Origin of the sequence: Xanthobacter flavus, from assembly GCF_017875275.1 — a bacterium.
Classification (GTDB): Bacteria; Pseudomonadota; Alphaproteobacteria; order Rhizobiales; family Xanthobacteraceae; genus Xanthobacter; species Xanthobacter flavus_A.
The window spans coordinates 2,478,848-2,496,889 of sequence record NZ_JAGGML010000001.1 but is presented as its reverse complement, the minus strand read 5'-3'; the positions used below and the strand labels follow the sequence as shown (position 1 = coordinate 2,496,889).

At 66.6% G+C, this 18,042-nt stretch carries 14 protein-coding genes; 4 read left to right on the top strand and 10 right to left on the bottom strand.

Features of this window, described 5'->3' with window-relative positions:
* Positions 1–129: 129 nt before the first annotated feature.
* From J2126_RS12020 to J2126_RS11975, 10 genes are all read right to left on the bottom strand, one after another.
* Entirely contained in the window at positions 130–1,143 is a 1,014-nt protein-coding gene (locus tag J2126_RS12020; protein ID WP_245327291.1) for an alginate O-acetyltransferase AlgX-related protein, read from the bottom strand.
* Entirely contained in the window at positions 1,140–2,222 is a 1,083-nt protein-coding gene (locus tag J2126_RS12015) for an alginate O-acetyltransferase AlgX-related protein (RefSeq protein WP_209487174.1), read from the bottom strand. Before J2126_RS12015 ends, J2126_RS12020 begins: the two co-directional genes overlap by 4 nt.
* Positions 2,223–2,231: 9 nt before the next feature.
* Complete coding sequence (locus J2126_RS12010) at positions 2,232–3,617, bottom strand: MBOAT family O-acyltransferase (RefSeq protein WP_209487172.1); 1,386 nt, start codon at positions 3,615–3,617, stop codon at positions 2,232–2,234.
* A 9-nt stretch (positions 3,618–3,626) separates the two neighbouring features.
* On the bottom strand, positions 3,627–4,343 hold the full coding sequence (locus tag J2126_RS12005; protein ID WP_209487170.1) for an alginate O-acetyltransferase AlgF: 717 nt from the start codon (positions 4,341–4,343) through the stop codon (positions 3,627–3,629).
* Between the two features lie 170 nt (positions 4,344–4,513).
* Positions 4,514–5,419, bottom strand: coding sequence for a hydroxymethylglutaryl-CoA lyase (locus J2126_RS12000; RefSeq protein WP_209487168.1), 906 nt, complete (start codon positions 5,417–5,419; stop codon positions 4,514–4,516).
* On the bottom strand, positions 5,419–7,419 hold the full coding sequence (locus tag J2126_RS11995; protein ID WP_209487166.1) for an acetyl/propionyl/methylcrotonyl-CoA carboxylase subunit alpha: 2,001 nt from the start codon (positions 7,417–7,419) through the stop codon (positions 5,419–5,421). The genes J2126_RS12000 and J2126_RS11995 overlap by 1 nt, the downstream gene beginning before the upstream one ends.
* Positions 7,416–8,204, bottom strand: coding sequence for an enoyl-CoA hydratase-related protein (locus tag J2126_RS11990; RefSeq protein ID WP_209487165.1), 789 nt, complete (start codon positions 8,202–8,204; stop codon positions 7,416–7,418). The genes J2126_RS11995 and J2126_RS11990 overlap by 4 nt, the downstream gene beginning before the upstream one ends.
* 193 nt (positions 8,205–8,397) lie before the next feature.
* A complete protein-coding gene (locus tag J2126_RS11985; RefSeq protein WP_209487158.1) occupies positions 8,398–10,005 on the bottom strand; it encodes a carboxyl transferase domain-containing protein in 1,608 nt (535 codons plus the stop codon).
* A 310-nt stretch (positions 10,006–10,315) separates the two neighbouring features.
* The gene (locus tag J2126_RS11980; protein WP_209487156.1) at positions 10,316–11,008 is read right to left on the bottom strand and encodes a TetR/AcrR family transcriptional regulator; all 693 of its coding nucleotides are present in this window, start codon (positions 11,006–11,008) and stop codon (positions 10,316–10,318) included.
* A gap of 226 nt (positions 11,009–11,234) precedes the next feature.
* Entirely contained in the window at positions 11,235–12,848 is a 1,614-nt protein-coding gene (locus J2126_RS11975) for an AMP-binding protein (RefSeq protein WP_281066388.1), read from the bottom strand.
* A gap of 186 nt (positions 12,849–13,034) precedes the next feature.
* Between J2126_RS11975 and J2126_RS11970 the strand changes: the two genes are divergently transcribed.
* The 4 genes from J2126_RS11970 to J2126_RS11955 all read left to right on the top strand — a co-directional run bounded on the left by J2126_RS11970 (position 13,035) and on the right by J2126_RS11955 (position 18,005).
* Entirely contained in the window at positions 13,035–13,883 is an 849-nt protein-coding gene (locus tag J2126_RS11970; RefSeq protein WP_209487152.1) for an ABC transporter ATP-binding protein, read from the top strand.
* A 22-nt stretch (positions 13,884–13,905) separates the two neighbouring features.
* The gene (locus J2126_RS11965) at positions 13,906–15,855 is read left to right on the top strand and encodes a long-chain fatty acid--CoA ligase (RefSeq protein ID WP_209487151.1); all 1,950 of its coding nucleotides are present in this window, start codon (positions 13,906–13,908) and stop codon (positions 15,853–15,855) included.
* Between the two features lie 181 nt (positions 15,856–16,036).
* Positions 16,037–16,930: a branched-chain amino acid ABC transporter permease gene (locus tag J2126_RS11960; RefSeq protein ID WP_209487149.1), complete on the top strand. Its 894-nt coding sequence runs from the start codon at positions 16,037–16,039 to the stop codon at positions 16,928–16,930.
* A gap of 4 nt (positions 16,931–16,934) precedes the next feature.
* Positions 16,935–18,005 (top strand): branched-chain amino acid ABC transporter permease, encoded by a 1,071-nt coding sequence (locus J2126_RS11955; protein WP_209487147.1) that lies wholly within the window; start codon positions 16,935–16,937, stop codon positions 18,003–18,005.
* Positions 18,006–18,042 lie beyond the last annotated feature (37 nt).

Genomic DNA, 18,042 nt, shown 5'->3' with positions numbered 1-18,042 from the left:
ATATTCGCCCGCGTAAACGAATTTTTTACTTCGCCGCCCCAGACGTTACCCGATCGTAAACAAAAACGGCGCCCGAGAAGATTGCCTCCGGGCGCCGTTAACACTTCTGCAGGGTTTATTAACCGAACCCTATCTGCGGATCGCCGCCAGCATCCGCTCCCGCCAGGTCTGGGGGGGCATGATGGAGGGGACGTCCCATTGGTCGGTCGCCTGCGGGCCGCTGTGGAACGGCCCCTCGTTGAACTGCCAGAGCAGCACCTGCGGCGGGCTCTTCGCGAAGTCCGGAGATCCCACATATTGCAGGAAGGTCGCCCAGGGGCCGACATTCCCCGGATTCCAGGTCAGCGACACCGGCCGGTCGAGGGCGTTGGAGAGCTTCTGCGGAAACCCGAGATAGGGCTGCACGAAGCTGTTGCCGATGATGTGGACCGGCGCTGGCGCGGAATCCACCAGCGAGGCCTTGGCCGGCGCCGGCGTGCGGACGGTGTAGAGGTCCGGTCCAATCTGCTTCTGCTGGTCCGGCGTGAGAAAGCGCTGGGCAAGATCGCCGAGATGGCGCTGCGTGACCCATTCGCCGAGCTTGTCGCCGGGCGGGCTGCCGGCGAGCTTGCCCACCTTCGCCTTGATGGCCTGCGCCACCGCGTCCGCCGCCGCCTCGGATGCCCAGGCGGTCCAATGGTAGTCGGCGCGGTAGAAGCTGGTCTGCTTGCCGGTCTGCACCGATTTCATCGCCGGGCGCAGGTCCACCGTGTCGATGCCAGCCTTCCTCAGCTGGTCGAGGATGAAGTCATACTGGCCGGCGACGTCGGCCGAGAGCGTCGTCCCGTCCGGCAGCTTCTCCCTGTAGAAGGGCGCCTTCATGGGAACCACCATGACCATCAGCGTCACGTTGCGTGCGGCAAGCGCCGCCTTCGTCTCCTGCATCAGCATGACGTTGGCGGTAATGCCCGAGCGGTCGAGGACGGAGATGCTCTCCCAGCCCGGAAACAGCCAGCCGTCCTTGCCGGAAATGATGCCGCTGTTCTGCGCCGCCGCTGGGGTGGACAGGCCGGCGATGCCCGCCGCCAGCAGGCCGCCCAGCATGCTCGTCGCCAGGAAGCCGCGGCGGGTGAATGCGCGTCCAGCGCCGGCGACCTTCATCATTTCGCATCTCCCAGAAAGCGGCGCTCGACATCCGTCAGCGGCCGGGTGAGGGCTCGCATGGGGAATTCCCACACCACGAGGCGGGTTTCAGCCAGAATCTGCGGCTCGTCCATCAGAAGTTCGAGAAGCTGGCCGGCAAAGCCGGAGCCGTCGCGGCTCCTCTGCGCGACCTCGGTGCCGGACGCGGCCTGAAGATATTCGAGGAAGCCGGAATTTCGGGAGAAGGAGGAGCCGGCGAGCACCACCTGCGGTCCCGGCACGTCATCGAGAAGCCCGCCGGTGCGGGCGATGGCGGCTGACACTTCCGGCTCCTCGTCCGGCTGCGGGCCGGACCAGCTGTACGTGCGCTCCAGCCCCGCGAGACGCATGAGGTCGCCCACGCGCGCCTTGGGTGGGCTTTGCGAAAGGGTGATCTTCTGCGTGCCCGGACCGATGCGCCGGCGCACCGCCTCCGCCACCCGGCCGGCGGCGAGCTTGGCGCCGGCAACGTTCCAATGGGTGTCCGTGCGCAGGAAGCCGTCGGCACCGGGAAAGCCGGGCGCGATCTCCACCTGATCGAGCCCGAGCGCACCGCTCTGCGACCACCACGCCTGCGACCGCCAGCGCGCCTCGCCGGAGACGGAGGCGCCGCACAGATGCTCCGCCGCCAGCAACGCCTTGTCCGGAACGGGGAGCACCACCAAAGCGAGGTTTCGCGCCGCGAACGCATCCCGGATCTTCGCCGCGATCTTCAGCCGGGTTTCGAAATTGGCTCGTGCGCCCCGCGTCTCGATCAGCTCCTCGCGGTAGAACAGCCAGCCGGGGCAGCCGGCGCGCACGAGATCGCCGGCATCCCCCAGCACCTTGTAGGCGAGGCCGGAGACCACATCCTCAAGCCCTGTCAGCTGGGGCAAGCCGGCGGTGATCTGCTTGTCGAGCACGGCGGTGAAGCGGCCATCCAGCACATTCTCGCGGGTCGCCGCTGCCGCGAGCGCGGTGCGCGCCTCCTCACCCCTGAGATGCACGGCGACGAAGCCGAGGCCGGTCAGCATCAACGCCAGGAAGGCGAGGGTCGCGAGGGCGCGGGCGAGATGCGGCATCGTCCCCCCTCAGAACTGGAAATAGAGGAAGGGCACCACCATGCGCCCCTGCAGCACCAGCACGGCGAACAGGAACAGCGGCAGCGCCGCCCAGGCCCTGAGCCAGTGGCCGGGATTGGGCGCGGACGGATCGATGCGTAGAAGCTTCGGCAGGTAGATCAGGCCGATGCCGAGTACGAGCGTCGCGATCTCCACCGGGCGGATGGCCGCGCCCATGGACGGGCTCAGCGCGACGCCGTTGCTCCCGGTGAGTCCGGAGAAGATCACCCCCGCCTCGGCCCAGCTCTGCGCCCGGAACAATGCCCAGCCGACCATGACGAAGGCGAGCGTGAGGACGTGGCCGAGCCATGCGCCGGTCCCCGGCAGGCCGAGATTCTTCCACACGCGACCCACCATGAGACCGAAGCCGTGCCACAGGCCCCAGATGAGAAAGGTCCAGCTGGCCCCATGCCACAGGCCCCCGAGCCCCATGGTGATGAGGAGGTTCGCGGACACGCGGCCCGTGGACCCGCGATTGCCGCCGAGCGGGATATAGAGATAGTCCCGCAGCCAGCTCGACAGCGAGATGTGCCAGCGCCGCCAGAACTCCGCCAGCGAGGTGGAGAGATAGGGATTGTCGAAATTCTCCGGGAACTTAAGGCCCACCATGAGGCCGAGGCCGATGGCCATGGCGCTGTAGCCGGAGAAATCGAAATAGAGCTGGAGCGTGTAGCCGGTGACGGCCAGCAGCACGTCCATCGTGGTGGGATGGGCGATGGCATAGCCCGCATCCACCATGGGGGCGAGCGTATCGGCGATCAGCACCTTCTGGGCGAAGCCGAGCATGAAGCGCTCGACGCCGAACATGAACTCGGCCCGGTGGAAGGTGCGCTCCTTCAGGCGCTGCGCCACCCATTCGTAGCGCACCACCGGGCCGGCCACGAGGTGGCCGAACATGGACTGGTAGGTGGCATAGTTCACGAACGAGGGCTCGGCCTTCACCGTCCCCCGGAACACGTCCGTGGAATAGGAGATGGCCCCGAAGACAAAGAACGAAAGCCCGATGGGCAAAAGCACGTCCGGCCAGCCCCAGACCGAGGCGGTGAGCACCTCGGCCGAATGCACCAGCATGTTGGCGTACTTGAACCAGACGAGGGACGCGAGCGGCCAGACGATGCCGATGAACAGCGCCCATCCCCGGGCCCTTCCCTCCGCGCGGGAGATCCACAGGCCCGTCGCCCACGACCAGATGGCGATGGAGACGATGAGGGGGAGGAAGTCCGCGCGCCACCAGGCATAGAACAGCCAGGAAAAGGCGAGAATGACGACGTTGCGCGCGAGGCCCGGCGTCAGCGCATAGACGATGAGGAAGACCGGCAGGAACAGGAACAGGAAGCTGTCGGAGGCGAAGACCATGGGGCCGGATCAGTTGCCCGGACCGCGATAGGGCTCGGTCTCGTCGCGCTGGCCGGCGAGCTTCGGCCCGTTCGCGCCGGGCAGCAGGAACAGGCTGTAGTGGTCGCCGGCCTTGAGCGGCGGCAGCTTCAGCGGCTGCGACACCGCGGCGCCGCAGGTGGCGGCCAGCACCGCCTCGATGGGGTTGATGGCGCGCTGGCGGGTGTCGTTGGTGGCGACGCCCTCGAACACGACGGGGCCGCCGTCCGCCACCGTCACGCTCGCGGCGCAGCCGGGCACCAGATTGTAGACGCGCAGCTGCGCCTTCAGATCGTTACGGCCCTCGGTGGGATCGGTGATGACCACTGCGGGCCCCGAGGCCGGCACGATGACGGTGGAGAAGGCATCGGCCGCCGGCATGATGCTCCCTTCGGCCGGCTTGCCGGCAAGGCTGACCGAAAGCGGCGCGCCGCCCTTCACGATGCGGTAGATGGTGGCGGTGTCGCCGGCGGGGATGGGCGCGGCCGGCGCCGTCCCGATGCCGATGGGTGCGCCGCTGGCGGCAAGGTCCACCACGCGGACATAGGCAGATCCGGCGGGCGGCTTCGGCGCATAGAGGCGCGTCAGCTCCTGCGCAGCCGCAGGGGTCGCGGCGATGGGGGCGGCGAGAACGGCGAGCGCGGACATCACCGCGAGCCGCCGCACGGTGCGGCCTGAAACGGTCAAAGCGGCACTCGACGCAGACATGAGCGCGACCCCGGACTGACCGGCAGACCCTGCGCCGGATTTACCTTCGACAGTTAGGGGCTGCATCTGGCCAAGGCAACGGAGCCGCCCCTTCAACTGCCATTAAGGTTACGGGATAAGGGGAACCAACGCCACCGGCCCCGCTTCAGCAGGGCCTAACGCACACGGCCTCACGCACATGTCGCAGCCAGCGCTTGCGCCACCTTGGAAGCCGGCGCTCGGCCGAGCGCCGCGGTGATGGCCCGCCCGGCCGCCGCGAGGCGATCGAGATCAACGCCGGTCTCGATGCCGAGGCCATTCAGCATGTAGACCAGATCCTCGGTGGCGAGATTGCCCGACGCCCCCTTGGCATAGGGACAGCCGCCGAGCCCGGCCACCGCCGAATCCACGGACGACACGCCGATGTCGAGACAGGCCAGCACATTGGCCAGCGCCTGCCCGTAGGTGTCGTGGAAATGGATGGCGGTGCGCTCCAGCCCGATGCGGTCGGCCACCGCGCCGGTCACCGCCTGCGCCTTGTCCGGAGTACCGACGCCGATGGTGTCGCTCACCGACACCTCGTAGCAGCCCATGGCGGTGAGGGCTTCCGACACCTCCACCACCTTCGCCATCGGCACTTCGCCCTGATAGGGGCAGCCCAGCGCGCAGCTCACATAGCCGCGCACCGCGACGCCGCGCGCGCGGGCGAGATCGATGAGCGGGGTGAAGCGCTCCAGGCTCTCGGCGATGGTGCAGTTGATATTCTTTTGCGTGAACGCCTCCGAGGCTGCGGTGAACACCGCCACCTCCTCGATGCCGCAGGCGAGCGCCAGCTCCAGCCCCTTCAGATTGGGCGCCAGAACGGTGTAGCGCACGCCGGGCCGGCGATCGATCGAGCCCAGCACCTCGGCGGTGTCGGCCATCTGCGGCACCCATTTGGGCGAGACGAACGAGCCGGCCTCGATCATCCTCAGCCCGGCGTCGGCCAGGGCGTCGATGAGCGCCACCTTGGCGGCCAGCGGCACGATGCCCGGCTCGTTCTGCAGGCCGTCGCGGGGGCCGACCTCGACGATGCGGACGGAAGCGGGGCGGGCCATCAGGCGTCCTCCAGAACCAGCAGCTCGGCGCCCTCGTCCACGAGGTCGCCCACGGCGAACTTCAGCGCCTTCACCTTGCCGTCGCGGGGCGCGGCGACGGTATGCTCCATCTTCATGGCTTCCACAACGACGAGGGCGGCGCCCTTCGTCACCTCCTGCCCTTCCTCCACCGCGATGCGGATGATGGTGCCGGGCATGGGCGCGACGAGCCGGCCGGCAGTACCGGTGGCGGCCTGCGAGGCGAGGCGCGGGTCGATGAAGTCCACCGCATATTCTCCGCCGCGCACGAACACGGTGAGGCGGTTGCCGGTGCGGATCACTCGCGCCGACAGCGCCACGCCATCGAGCCGCACGCGCAGGCTGCCATCCGCCTCCGCATCGCCCTCCACCGCCACGTCGCCGCCCGGCAAAGCGAGGACAAAGCCGTGGGGGCGGAAATGGGCGCGGATGTCGATGCGGCGTTCCCTGTCCGCAAAGGTCAGGTCCACATGGGCGTCGCGGTTGAGCCGCCAGCCGGGCGCGAGGCCCCAGGGCGACCAGGGATCGGCGGCATCCACCGTCTCGGCGGACTGGCGCGCCTCCTCCTTGAGAATGAAGAGGGCGGCGAGGGCCAGCACGGTGTCGTCCACCGGTGCCGGGCCGGGGAGCAGCACGTCCTGATGGCGGGCGATGAAATTGGTGTCCAGCTCCGCCGCCGCGAAGGCCGGATGGGCGGCGATGGCTTTGAGGAAAACCCGGTTGGTGGCGAGCCCGACGACCTCGGTGGCGGCCAGCGCCGCCTCCAGCCGCCGCACTGCCTCGAGGCGGTCAGCGCCGGAGACGATGATCTTGGCGATCATCGGGTCATAATGGATGGAGACCGTATCGCCCGCCCGCACGCCGGTATCCACCCGCGTGTGGTCGAGGTGGGACGGCAGCTGAAGATGGTCCAGCCGGCCGACCTGGGGCAGGAAGTCCCGCTCCGGGTCTTCCGCATAGAGCCGCACCTCGATGGCGTGACCCTCAAGCGGGATCTCCTCCTGCGTCAGCGGCAGGGTCTCGCCCTGCGCGACGCGGAGCTGCCATTGCACAAGGTCCTGCCCGGTGATGGCCTCCGTCACCGGATGCTCCACCTGGAGGCGGGTGTTCATCTCCATGAAGTAGAAATGCTCGCCCTCGGCGATGAACTCCACGGTGCCGGCGCCGCGATAGCCCACGGCCTTGGCGGCATCCACCGCCGCCTTGCCCATGGCCGCGCGACGCTCCGGCGTCATGCCGGGGGCGGGGGCCTCCTCCACCACCTTCTGATGGCGGCGCTGGATGGAGCAGTCGCGCTCGTGGAGATAGACGCAATTGCCGTGGCTGTCGGCGAAGACCTGCACCTCGATGTGACGGGGGGTAGTGAGATATTTCTCCACCAGCACCTTGTCGTCGCCGAACGCGCTCTTCGCCTCGCGCTGGGCGGAAGCGAGGGCCTCTGGAAACTCGTCCGCCGCGCGCACCACCTTCATGCCCTTGCCGCCGCCGCCCGCCGAGGCCTTGATGAGCACCGGGAAGCCGATGCGCTCCGCCTCGCGGGCGAGCAGCGCTGCGTCCTGGTCCTCGCCGTGATAGCCGGGCACAAGCGGCACGCCCGCCTTCTCCATCAGCGCCTTGGCCGCGCTCTTGGAGCCCATGGCGCGGATGGCCGAGGCCGGTGGGCCGACGAAGACGATGCCGGCCTGTTCGCAGGCATCCGCGAAGGCGGCGTTTTCCGAGAGGAAGCCGTAGCCGGGATGGATCGCATCCGCCCCGCTCTTCTTCGCCGCATCGAGAATGGCATCGATGCGCAGATAGCTCTCGCGCGCTGGCGCCGGGCCGATGGGGTAGGCCTCGTCCGCCACCGCCACGTGCAGCGCGTTGGCGTCGGCCTCCGAATAGACCGCGACGGTGCGCAGGCCGAGCGCCTTGGCAGTGCGCATCACGCGCACGGCGATCTCGCCGCGATTGGCGACGAGCAAGGTGCGGATGGGACGGATCATGCGGCCCCCCAATTGGGTTTTCTCTTTTCGAGGAAGGCGGTGACACCCTCGCGGCCGTCGGCGCTGGCGCGCTGGTCGGCGATGCGGCGGGCAGTGTCGGAGATGACGGCGTCGTCGAGCGGCCGGTCCACGGCGGCGACGAGGGCCTTGGTGGCGGCGAGCGCGGCGGGGCTCGCCGCCTTCAGCGCCTTGAGGTGACGGGCGATGGCGGCGTCCAGATCGTCCGCCGGCACCACCTCATGGACGAGGCCCAGTTCCAGCGCGGTGGCGGCGGAGAAGCGTTCGGCGGTGAGGAAATAGCGCCGTGCCTGTCGTGCCCCCATGGCCCGCACCAGATAGGGGCTGATGACCGCCGGGATCAGGCCGATGCGCACCTCGGTGACGGCGAATTCCGCCTCCGGCACCGCCACCGCGATGTCGCTGGCCGCGATCAACCCGGTGGCTCCAGCGAAGGCCGAGCCGTGGATGCGCACGAGGGTGGGCTTGGGCGAGCGGTCGATGGTGCGCATGAGCGCGCCCAGCCGCTCCGCGTCCGCGAGGTTCTCCTCCCGCGAATAGCCGGCCATGCGGCGCATCCAGTTGAGATCGCCGCCGGAGCAGAACACCGGGCCATTGGCGCGCAGCAGGATGGCGACGGCGGCAGGGTCTGCGATGGCCGCCTCGTATGCGTCCGTCAGCGCGGCAATAAGCGCATCGTCGAAGGCGTTGCGCACTTCGGGCCGGTCGAGGGTGAGGACGGCGACGCCATCCTCGGTGGTGCGGGTGAGGCCGGTGCTCAGGCTCATGCCATCCGCCTTTCACGCAGGATATCGCCACGCCCCTCTCCCCTCGCGGGAGAGGGGACGGGGGTGAGGGGGCTGTCGCCACCGGGAACGACTCTGGCCGAGCCATACCCCTCACCCGTCTCGCGGCTGAGCCGCGATCCACCCTCTCCCGCAAGGGGAGAGGGGAGCAGCCCGATAATTGCGACCCGCCCCATCACATGCGGAACACGCCGAAGCGTGTCTCCTGCTCGGGGGCGTTGAGGGCGGCGGACAAAGCGAGGGCCAGCACCATGCGGGTGTCGGCGGGGTCGATGACGCCGTCGTCCCACAGCCGGGCCGAGGAATAATAGGGATGGCCCTGCACCTCGTACTGATGGCGGATGGGGGCCTTGAAGGCTTCCTCCTCCTCCGTCGGCCAGCTCCCGCCGCGCCCCTCGATGCCGTCGCGCTTCACCTGCGCCAGCACGCCCGCCGCCTGCTCGCCACCCATCACCGAGATGCGCGCATTGGGCCACATCCACAGGAAGCGCGGATCGAAGGCGCGGCCGCACATGCCGTAGTTTCCCGCGCCGAAGGAATTGCCGATCACCACCGTGAACTTCGGCACGCTCGCGCAGGACACGGCCGTGACGAACTTCGCCCCGTCCTTGGCGATGCCGCCGCTCTCATACTTCCGCCCCACCATGAAGCCGGTGATGTTCTGCAGGAAGACGAGGGGAATATTGCGCTGGCAGCACAATTCCACGAAATGCGCGCCCTTCAGCGCGCTCTCGGAGAACAGGATGCCGTTGTTGGCGATGATGCCCACCGGATAGCCGAAGATGCGGGCGAAGCCCGTCACCAGCGTGGGGCCATAGAGCGGCTTGAACTCGTCGAACTCGGAGCCGTCCACGATGCGGGCGATGATCTGCCTCACGTCGAACGGCTGCTTCGGGTCGGCCGAGACGATGCCATAGATCTCCTTCGCATCGAAGAGCGGCGGGCGCGGCTCGCGGATGTCGAGGGAATGGGCCTTGGTGGTGTTGAGATCGGCCACGATGGAGCGGGCGATGCCCAGGGCATGGGCGTCGTTCTCCGCCATGTGATCGGCGACGCCGGAGGTGCGGGTGTGGACGTCCGCGCCGCCCAGCTCCTCTGCCGTGACGACCTCGCCGGTGGCCGCCTTCACCAAAGGCGGGCCGCCGAGGAAGATGGTGGCCTGGTTCTTCACCATGATGGACTGGTCCGCCATGGCCGGCACATAGGCGCCGCCGGCGGTGCACGAGCCCATCACCACCGCAATCTGCGGGATGCCGGCAGCGGACATGTTGGCCTGGTTGAAGAAGATGCGGCCGAAATGCTCGCGGTCGGGGAAGACCTCGTCCTGGTTCGGCAAATTGGCGCCGCCGGAATCGACGAGATAGATGCACGGCAGGTGGTTTTCCTGCGCCACGCGCTGGGCGCGCAGATGCTTCTTCACCGTCATGGGGAAATAGGTGCCGCCCTTCACCGTCGCGTCGTTGGCGACGATGACGCATTCGCGGCCCGAGACGCGGCCGATGCCGGTGATGATGCCGGCGGCGGGCACCTCGTCGTCATACATGCCGTAGCCGGCGAGCTGGCTGAATTCCAGGAAGGGCGAGCCGGTGTCGAGCAGGGTGCGGATGCGGTCCCGCGGCAGCAGCTTGCCGCGCTTCAGGTGCCGCTCGCGGGCGACGGTCCCGCCGCCTTCCGCCACCTTCTCCACGACGGACCGAAGCTCCGCAACCGAGGCTTCCAGCGCCTCGCGATTGCGGCGGAATGCGTCGGAGCGGCGGTCGACCGCATCCTCGATGATGGCCATGAGCGATCTCGCCCCAAATGTTCGGGCGCGCTACCGCCGGATCGACAATCCGGCAAGGCCTCACGCCCTCTCGCCTCAAGAGAAGCAGCCTCCGCACGGATCGACGATCCTTGCAGGAGCCCGGCTCTCGCGAACCGGCAGCGGGGCAGCCTGGGAAAGACGCGCCAAGGCCGGCGCAAACGGGCGCACGGCGGCTCGGGCGTCATCCTCGGCGCCGGTCGTTGCCGGCTTGGAAACGATCGTACGTTTTTTTAATGCCGGTGCAAGGGCTTTCGCGATGTCGTCGGACGGCGCCGGATCAGGCGTTCTATCAGGCCCTTGCGGCCTTGCGCACCGGCTTCCCGCGCGCCGGAAGATCCGCGGGAGCAGCGACGGGAGCGAGAGGCGCAGAAAGGGATTCGGCAAGCGGCGTCCCGCCCGTGACACCGCCGATGACGAGGGCGGTGTAGGCGTCGACGATCTCGTCCTGGCTCAGCCGCCCGCCCGGCAGGTACCACATGCAGATGCCGGTGAGCATGGAGATGATGGCGTAGGTCGCGACCTTGGGCTCGCGCACCTCGAAGACGCCGAGTTCCGCCCCCTGGCGCAGGATGCCCTCCAGCAGCCCCTCATAGCGCCGGCGCAGGCCGACCACGACCGCGCGGTGGGCCTCGTCGAGGCTGCGGATCTCCATGTTGGCAATGAAGACGTGGGCGAGCCGCGTCATGTGATAGCGCAGATGGAAGGCGCAGAAGACCTTGAGGCGGGCCAGCGGATCCTCGACTCCAGCGAGATCCGCCTCGGCCTTGCCGAGCAGATCCTCCATATGGTCGCGGACGATATCGAACAGCAGGGACTGCTTGTTGTCGAAATATTTGTAGAGCGAGCCGGACTGCAGGCCAACCTCAGCCGCCAGCTGCCTGAGGCTCATGGCCTCGTAGCCGTGCCGATAGATGAGCTGGACGCCCGCCTGCCGAATGGCTTGTGCGGTACGGGCGCCGTTGGAACCGATGGTGCGCGCCATTGCCTTTGAACGCTCAAGGTCCGGCCTCGGCTCAATCGGCGCAGGAGCTGACGTCGAAACCCGGTCCGGACGGAAACCGCGATGGCGGACCAGCTTCCCGGCCACCAGATGGAACGATATCTTGCGACAAGAGCCGGCGCTTGGCCAGATTGAAAAGAACGTTCGATTTTTTATCCCGCCCGGCGAACGGCCCGGACATCTTTCACCGCTGCCATCATCCCTGCCATCATCCCTGCATGGAGATCGCGTGGGACGCGCGCCCGCTGTAGTGCACGCAGCCGTCCGCATCGATATGGCCGGTATCTCCGAGGATGAAATAATCGTCGCCGAACCTGAACCGCGCCTTAGTTCCCGGATCGTCCTTCCTGTAGCCGCGGAACCAGAACAAGGGCGACCGTCGGATATCGATCGCCAGCGTGCCCTCGGCCCCCGCGCCGAGCACGGCGCCGTCCGGGTCGAGCACCACGAGGGAAAATCCCGGCGCGATCCGGCCGACCGAGGCATGGCCGAGGGCGCGCGGATTGTGCGGATCATGCCGCATGCCCATGATCATCCCCGTTTCCCGCTGCCCGTACTGGTTCACGAGGGGCACTTCCAGCTTCCGCGTGACCCACGAAACGAGATCGGACGGCAGCGGCTCCCCGCAGACCGAAACCAGCCGGAGCGCGAGCCGGTTCGGCGCCCGGGTGAGGTCCCTGCGCCGCCACGCCTTGATCTGGGACGGGGCCGCCGTGAGGTTGGTCACACGGAACTTGGACAGGACGCGATAGCCCTGCGACACGTCATAGGGACCATCGCAGAACAGGATCGAGCAGCCGATCAGCAGCGGCCCGACAAGACCGTAGAAAATCCCGTACTCCCACCCCTGGTCCGCCATGTTCCAGTAGACGTCCTCGTCCCGGACATCGAGCCCGACGCGCATGCATTGCTCGAATTCAGCCAGCGCCCTCACCGGTATCATCAGGCCCAATTTTGCTGCTATCGATTTGGGCGAATATGTCATTATGAATGGATCATTCTCACCATACATGGCGACGTCATCGAGCGGCTCTGTTGAATAAATCGATGACCAGAACTGCTTGACGATACCGTCAATGCGGTTGATCTGCTCTCCTTCTATGAGAAAGACCGGAGTGGACGAGTCGATATAATTCCGAGCCCGATCGACGAGTGTGCGGGTTGCAACGATGGCCTTCACCTCCCCCGACTCCAGCCGGGAGTTCACGGCCGACGTGGCATAGGTGGAAAACAGCGGCATATAGACCGCGCCGACGCGCCAGATCGCCAGAGCGGCGATGACCAGCTCGACCCCCTTGGGCAGCATGACCGCAACGCAGTCGCCTTTCCTGACCCCCACGGATGCCAGCACGCGCGCAAAGCGCGCGGAATACTCAGCCAGCTTGCCGAAGCTCAGTTCCGATGTCTGGCCCGAAACGGTTTCGTGGATCATGGCCGGATGCGCGCGCTTGCCGGGCAGATGCCGGTCGCAGAGCAGATGGGCGAGAGCAATCGCATCCCCGCCGTATTCCGGCCGCTGGTACAGGCTCGGGTCGGGGGCGTGATCGGCTTCGGCCACGCTGCCGGCCGCCCCCCCGCCCGCGCGACTTCCGGCATCCAGCAGGAACTGGCCGAGGCCGTAGTATCGGCTGGCCGGATCGTAGGCGAGCAGGCCCTCGTGGACGAGCGCGGCCGCCAGGCGATGCGCCGTCGCCTTGGACAGTCCGGTGCCCTTCACCAGATCGGCAAGGCGCGCGCCCTGCGTCGGCGCCGCCGCCACGACGCGCAGCACGGACACCGCACGGGAAAGGCTTTGGGCGCCCCTGGGAGAGGCGGCATCCATATCCGAAGAAGAAGACATATCTCAATATGTGAGACGTTTTTGGCGAGATCGCAATATTTTTCTCCATTGCAGAAAGATGCTCTTGAAAGATTCAAACGGTCGTTCGATAATGAATGCAATTAGCGTCTCATAATATGAGATACGGCTCGCAGAAGCCAACCCGCAATGCGGGATAGGGAGGGGATCATGTTGCAACCTGCCGCTTCGGCCGGGGCTGCCACGGGCGCGTCTGCCCTGCTTGATGTCCAGAATATCTCGCTGCGTTTCGGCGGCCTGAAGGCGCTGTCGGACGTCAGCTTCCATGTGCGTCCCAGCGAGCTGTTCTCCATCATCGGCCCCAATGGCGCTGGCAAGACCTCCATGCTGAACTGCATCTCGGGTCGCTACACGCCGAGCGAGGGGCGAGTGGTCTTCGACGGCGCCGACGTGACGAAACTGAAGCCCAACCGCCGGGCAGAGATCGGCATCGGCCGCACCTTCCAGAATCTCGCGCTGTTCAGCCACATGAGCGTTCTGGACAACATCATGGTGGGCCGCCACCACCTCTTGAAGAACAACTTCTTCACCGGCGCGCTCTACTGGATCGGCGGTGCGCAGAAGGAAGAGCTGGAGCATCGTCGCAAGGTGGAGGAAGTTATCGACTTCCTTGACATCCAGCATGTGCGCAAGGCCACCGCCGGCACCCTCTCCTACGGCCTGCGCAAGCGCGTGGAACTTGCCCGCGCGGTGGCGCTGGAGCCCAAGCTCATCCTTCTCGACGAGCCCATGGCGGGCATGAACCTCGAGGAGAAGGAGGACATGGCCCGCTACATCGTCGATCTCAACGAGGAATGGGGCATGACGATCATCATGATCGAGCATGACATGGGCGTGGTGATGGACATTTCCCACAGGGTGATGGTGCTCGACTTCGGTCGCAAGCTGGTGGAAGGCGAGCCCTCCGCCGTGCTGGCCGATCCGCACGTTCGCAAGGCCTACCTCGGCGAGGAGGATCTTGAGATCGAAGAGGCGGCGCCCGCCGCCGTGTCCGCATGATGCGGCAAGGCTGAGGCGCACCATGGCTCCCGTTCCCGCCTATCCGGACGTTACGGTCCACGACACCCTGCCGAAGCTGCTGCGGCTCCACGCGAAGGCGCATGCCGACGAGACGTGGCTGCGCGAGAAGGACCTCGGCATCTGGATTTCCTACACCTGGGGCGAGGTCGCGACCCGCGTGCGCGACATGACCCTGGGCCTCGGCACGCTCGGTGTTGCCCGTGGCGACGTGGTCGGCCTCATCGGCGACAATCGCCCGGAATGGCTGATGGGCGAGATCGCAGCCCACGCGGTGGGCGGCCTCTCCCTCGGCATCTATCGCGACGCGCTCGCCGACGAGGTGGCCTATCTCGTCACCTATGCAGACGTTGCGGTGATCTTCGCCGAGGACGAGGAGCAGGTCGACAAGCTGCTCTCGCTGGAAGAGAAAATTCCCACCGTCCGGCACATCGTCTATTCCGACCCGCGCGGTATCCGGAAATACGACGACCCGCGCCTGATCTCGCTGAAGGAGCTTGAGGCGCGGGGTGCCGAAGTGGCCGCCCGCGATCCCGGCGCCTATGACCGCCTCGTGGACGCCGGCGAGGGCGAGGATGTCGCCATCCTCTGCACCACGTCGGGCACCACCTCCCACCCCAAGCTCGCCATGCTCACGGGCGGCGCGCTGCTGAGGCACTGCCGCGCCTATCTTGAGATGGACCCAAGGCTCGCCACGGACGAATACGTCAGTGTTCTGCAGATGCCGTGGATCATGGAGCAGATCTACGCCTTCGGTCAGGCGCTCATCTCCCGCATGAAGGTAAACTTCGTGGAGGAGCAGGAAACCCTGATGGCCGACATGCGGGAGATCGGCCCCTCCTTCGTGCTGTTCGCCCCCCGCGTGTGGGAGCAGATCGCTGCCGACGTACGCTCGCGCATGATGGATTCCTCCGCTTTGAAGCGGGCCATGTTCGACCTTGGCATGAAGCTCGGCCTCAAGGCGCTGGACGAGGGCCGCCGCTCCCCGCTCGCCGACTTCATCCTGTTCCGCGCGTTGCGCGACCGCCTCGGCTTCTCGCACCTGAAATCCGCCTGCACCGGTGGCGCCGCGCTCGGACCCGACACCTTCCGCTTCTTCCTCGCGCTGGGCGTGCCCATGCGCCAGCTCTACGGCCAGACCGAGCTGCTCGGCGCCTATACGCTGCACACGGAGAAGGACGTCGATTTCGATACAGTGGGCGTGCCGTTCGAGGGCGTCGAAATCCGCATCGACGACCCCGATCCCAACGGCCTCGGCGAGGTGGTCACCCGCCACGGCAACATGTTCACCGGCTATTTCCGCAACGACGAAGAGACCAAGAAGTCCTTCGCCGAAGAGGGCTGGATGCGCACGGGCGATGCCGGCTATTTCAACAAGAAGGGCCATCTCGTCGTCATCGACCGCATTCGTGACATGGCGAAGACCTCGCACAACGATCGCTTCTCGCCGCAATACATCGAGAACAAGCTGAAGTTCTCGCCCTACGTGGCCGAGGCCGTGGTGCTGGGCGACGGGCGCGACAGCCTCGCCGCGCTCATCTGCATCCGCTTCTCCATCGTCTCGAAATGGGCGGAGAAGAACCGCATCGCCTTCACCACCTATACCGATCTTTCCGCCAAGCCCGAAGTCATCGCGCTTCTGAGGAAGGAAGTGGAGGCGGTGAACCGCACGCTGGCGGAGAAGCAGCGCATCGGCCGTTTCCTCCTGCTTTACAAGGAACTGGACGCCGACGACGGCGAGCTGACCCGCACCCGCAAGGTGCGCCGCGGCGTCATCAACGAGCGCTACGGCACGATCATCGACGCCATGTACGAGGGCCAGAAGGTGATCGACGTGGATACCACCATCACCTTCCAGGACGGCACCCGCCAGCGCATCAAGACCAAGATCGACGTCATCGACCTCGGCGCCCCGCCGCCGGTGAAGGACGACGGCAAAAGGAGGGCCGCGTGATGGCTCGACGGCACGACAGCCGGCCTGCCCCCTCTCCCCTCGCGGGAGAGGGATGGGGTGAGGGGGTGTTGGCGCTAAGTGCGCCGACTGTTCTCTTCCCGGCAGCCTCACCCCTCACCCCCGACCCCTCCCCCGCAAGGGGAGAGGGGAGGCGTCCTGCACCCGTCATGGGGAGCCTCTGATGCAATCCCAGCTCCTGCTTCAACTCATCATCAACGGGCTCATCATCGGCACGCTCTATGGCGTGGTCGGCATGTGCTTCGTGCTCATCTACAAGGCCTCGCAGGTGGTGAACTTCGCCCAGGGCGAGTTCCTGCTCATCGGCGCCTGGACCTGCTGGTGGCTGCTCACGGCGTGGAACATCCCTTTCTTCTGGGGCTTCCTCATCGCGGTCTGCTTCATGATGGTGTTCGGCATCGCCGTGCAGATGGTGGTGCTGCGGCCACTCATTGGCGAGCCCATCATCTCCGTCATCATGGTGACGATCGGCCTCTCCATCTTCTTCCAGGCGCTGATGAAGTGGATGTTCGGCACTTTTGCCCAGCCGTTCCCGCCCATCTTCCCGGTGGCGCAGGTGAACATCCTGGGTCTGCAGGTACAGACGGCCTATCTCATGTCCACCGCCGTCAGCCTCGCGATCATGGCCGGCTTCGCCTGGTTCTTTAAGTATTCGCGCCTCGGCCTCGCCATGCGGGCGACCGCCTTCTCCCAGCAGGTGGCGCAGTCGCTCGGCATCTCGGTGCGCCAGGTGTTCGCCCTGTCCTGGGGCATCTCGGCGGCGGTCTCGGCGGTGGCGGGCGTTGTGGTGGGCATCGTCAACGGCGTGTCGTCGGCCCTCTCCTACTTCGGCATCAAGGTGTTCCCGGCGGTGATCCTCGGCGGCCTCGACAGCGTGTTCGGCGCGGTGGTGGGCGGCCTGATCGTTGGGCTTCTTGAAAACCTCGGCCAGTACGTGGACAGCCAGTATCTGAAGTGGGGCAATCTCTACGAGATCATCCCCTTCTACGCCCTGATCATCATCCTGATGATCAAGCCCTACGGGCTGTTCGGCACCCGCGACATCGAGAGGGTCTGAGGCCATGGCGCTCACCACCATGCGGCCGTGCGGCGACTACCGCACCAGCTACCGGGCCGACCAGACCATCTTCCAGACGCGGCTGACGCTGATCTTCGTCATCCTCGCCATCGTGGCCCTGTGCTGCGCGCCGCTGTTCGCCTCGCGCTACGCGCTCTCCCTGATGATCCAGATCGGCTATCTCGGCATCGCCGCTTTGGGGTTGAACATCCTGGTCGGCTTCTCCGGCCAGATCTCCATCGGCCATGCCGTGTTCTTCGGCTTCGGCGGCTTCGCCTCGGCCTTTCTCGCCGACAAGGGCGTGCCGGTGCCGCTCGCCATCGTGCTGGCCGGGCTGTGGACCACGGTGGTGGGCCTCATCTTCGGCCTGCCGGCGGCGCGGGTGAAAGGGCTCTACCTCGCCATCGCGACGCTCGCCGCCCAGTTCATCCTGCAGGACTTCTTCGTGCGCGCCGAGTGGTTCACCGGCGGCACCCACGGCGCCATGGCCGCGCCCTTCACCCTGTTCGGCTTCGACCTGTCCGGCGATGACAAGTATTTCTACGTGGTGCTGTTCTTCGTGGTCATCGGCTACGTGGGCGCGACCAATCTCATGCGCTCGCGCGACGGACGGGCGCTGATTGCGGTGCGCGACCATTATCTCTCCGCCGAGATGATGGGCGTGAACCTCACCAAGTACCGCACCATGGCGTTCGGCATCTCGTCCTTCTATGCCGGCATCGGCGGGGCGCTCTACGCGCACTATGTGGGCTTCATGTCGGTGGAGGGGCTCGACATCCTGTTCTCCATCCAGTTCCTCGGCATGATCATCATCGGCGGGCTTGGTTCCATCATGGGCACGCTCATGGGCACCGTGTTCATGGTGCTGCTGCCGGAGGCCACCGGCTGGCTCGCCTCCGCCCTGTCGGGCAGCGTCATCGACCAGGTGCTGCACCTCAAGGACGGCATCACCTACATGCGCGAGATGCTGATCGGCGCCACCATCATCCTGTTCCTGATCTTCGAGCCGGACGGGCTCGCCCACCGCTGGCGCCTTATCAAGGCCTATTGGAAGCTCTACCCCTTCTCCTACTGACGCGTTGCAGTCCCCGACGAAACCCGAGCCGAGGCGG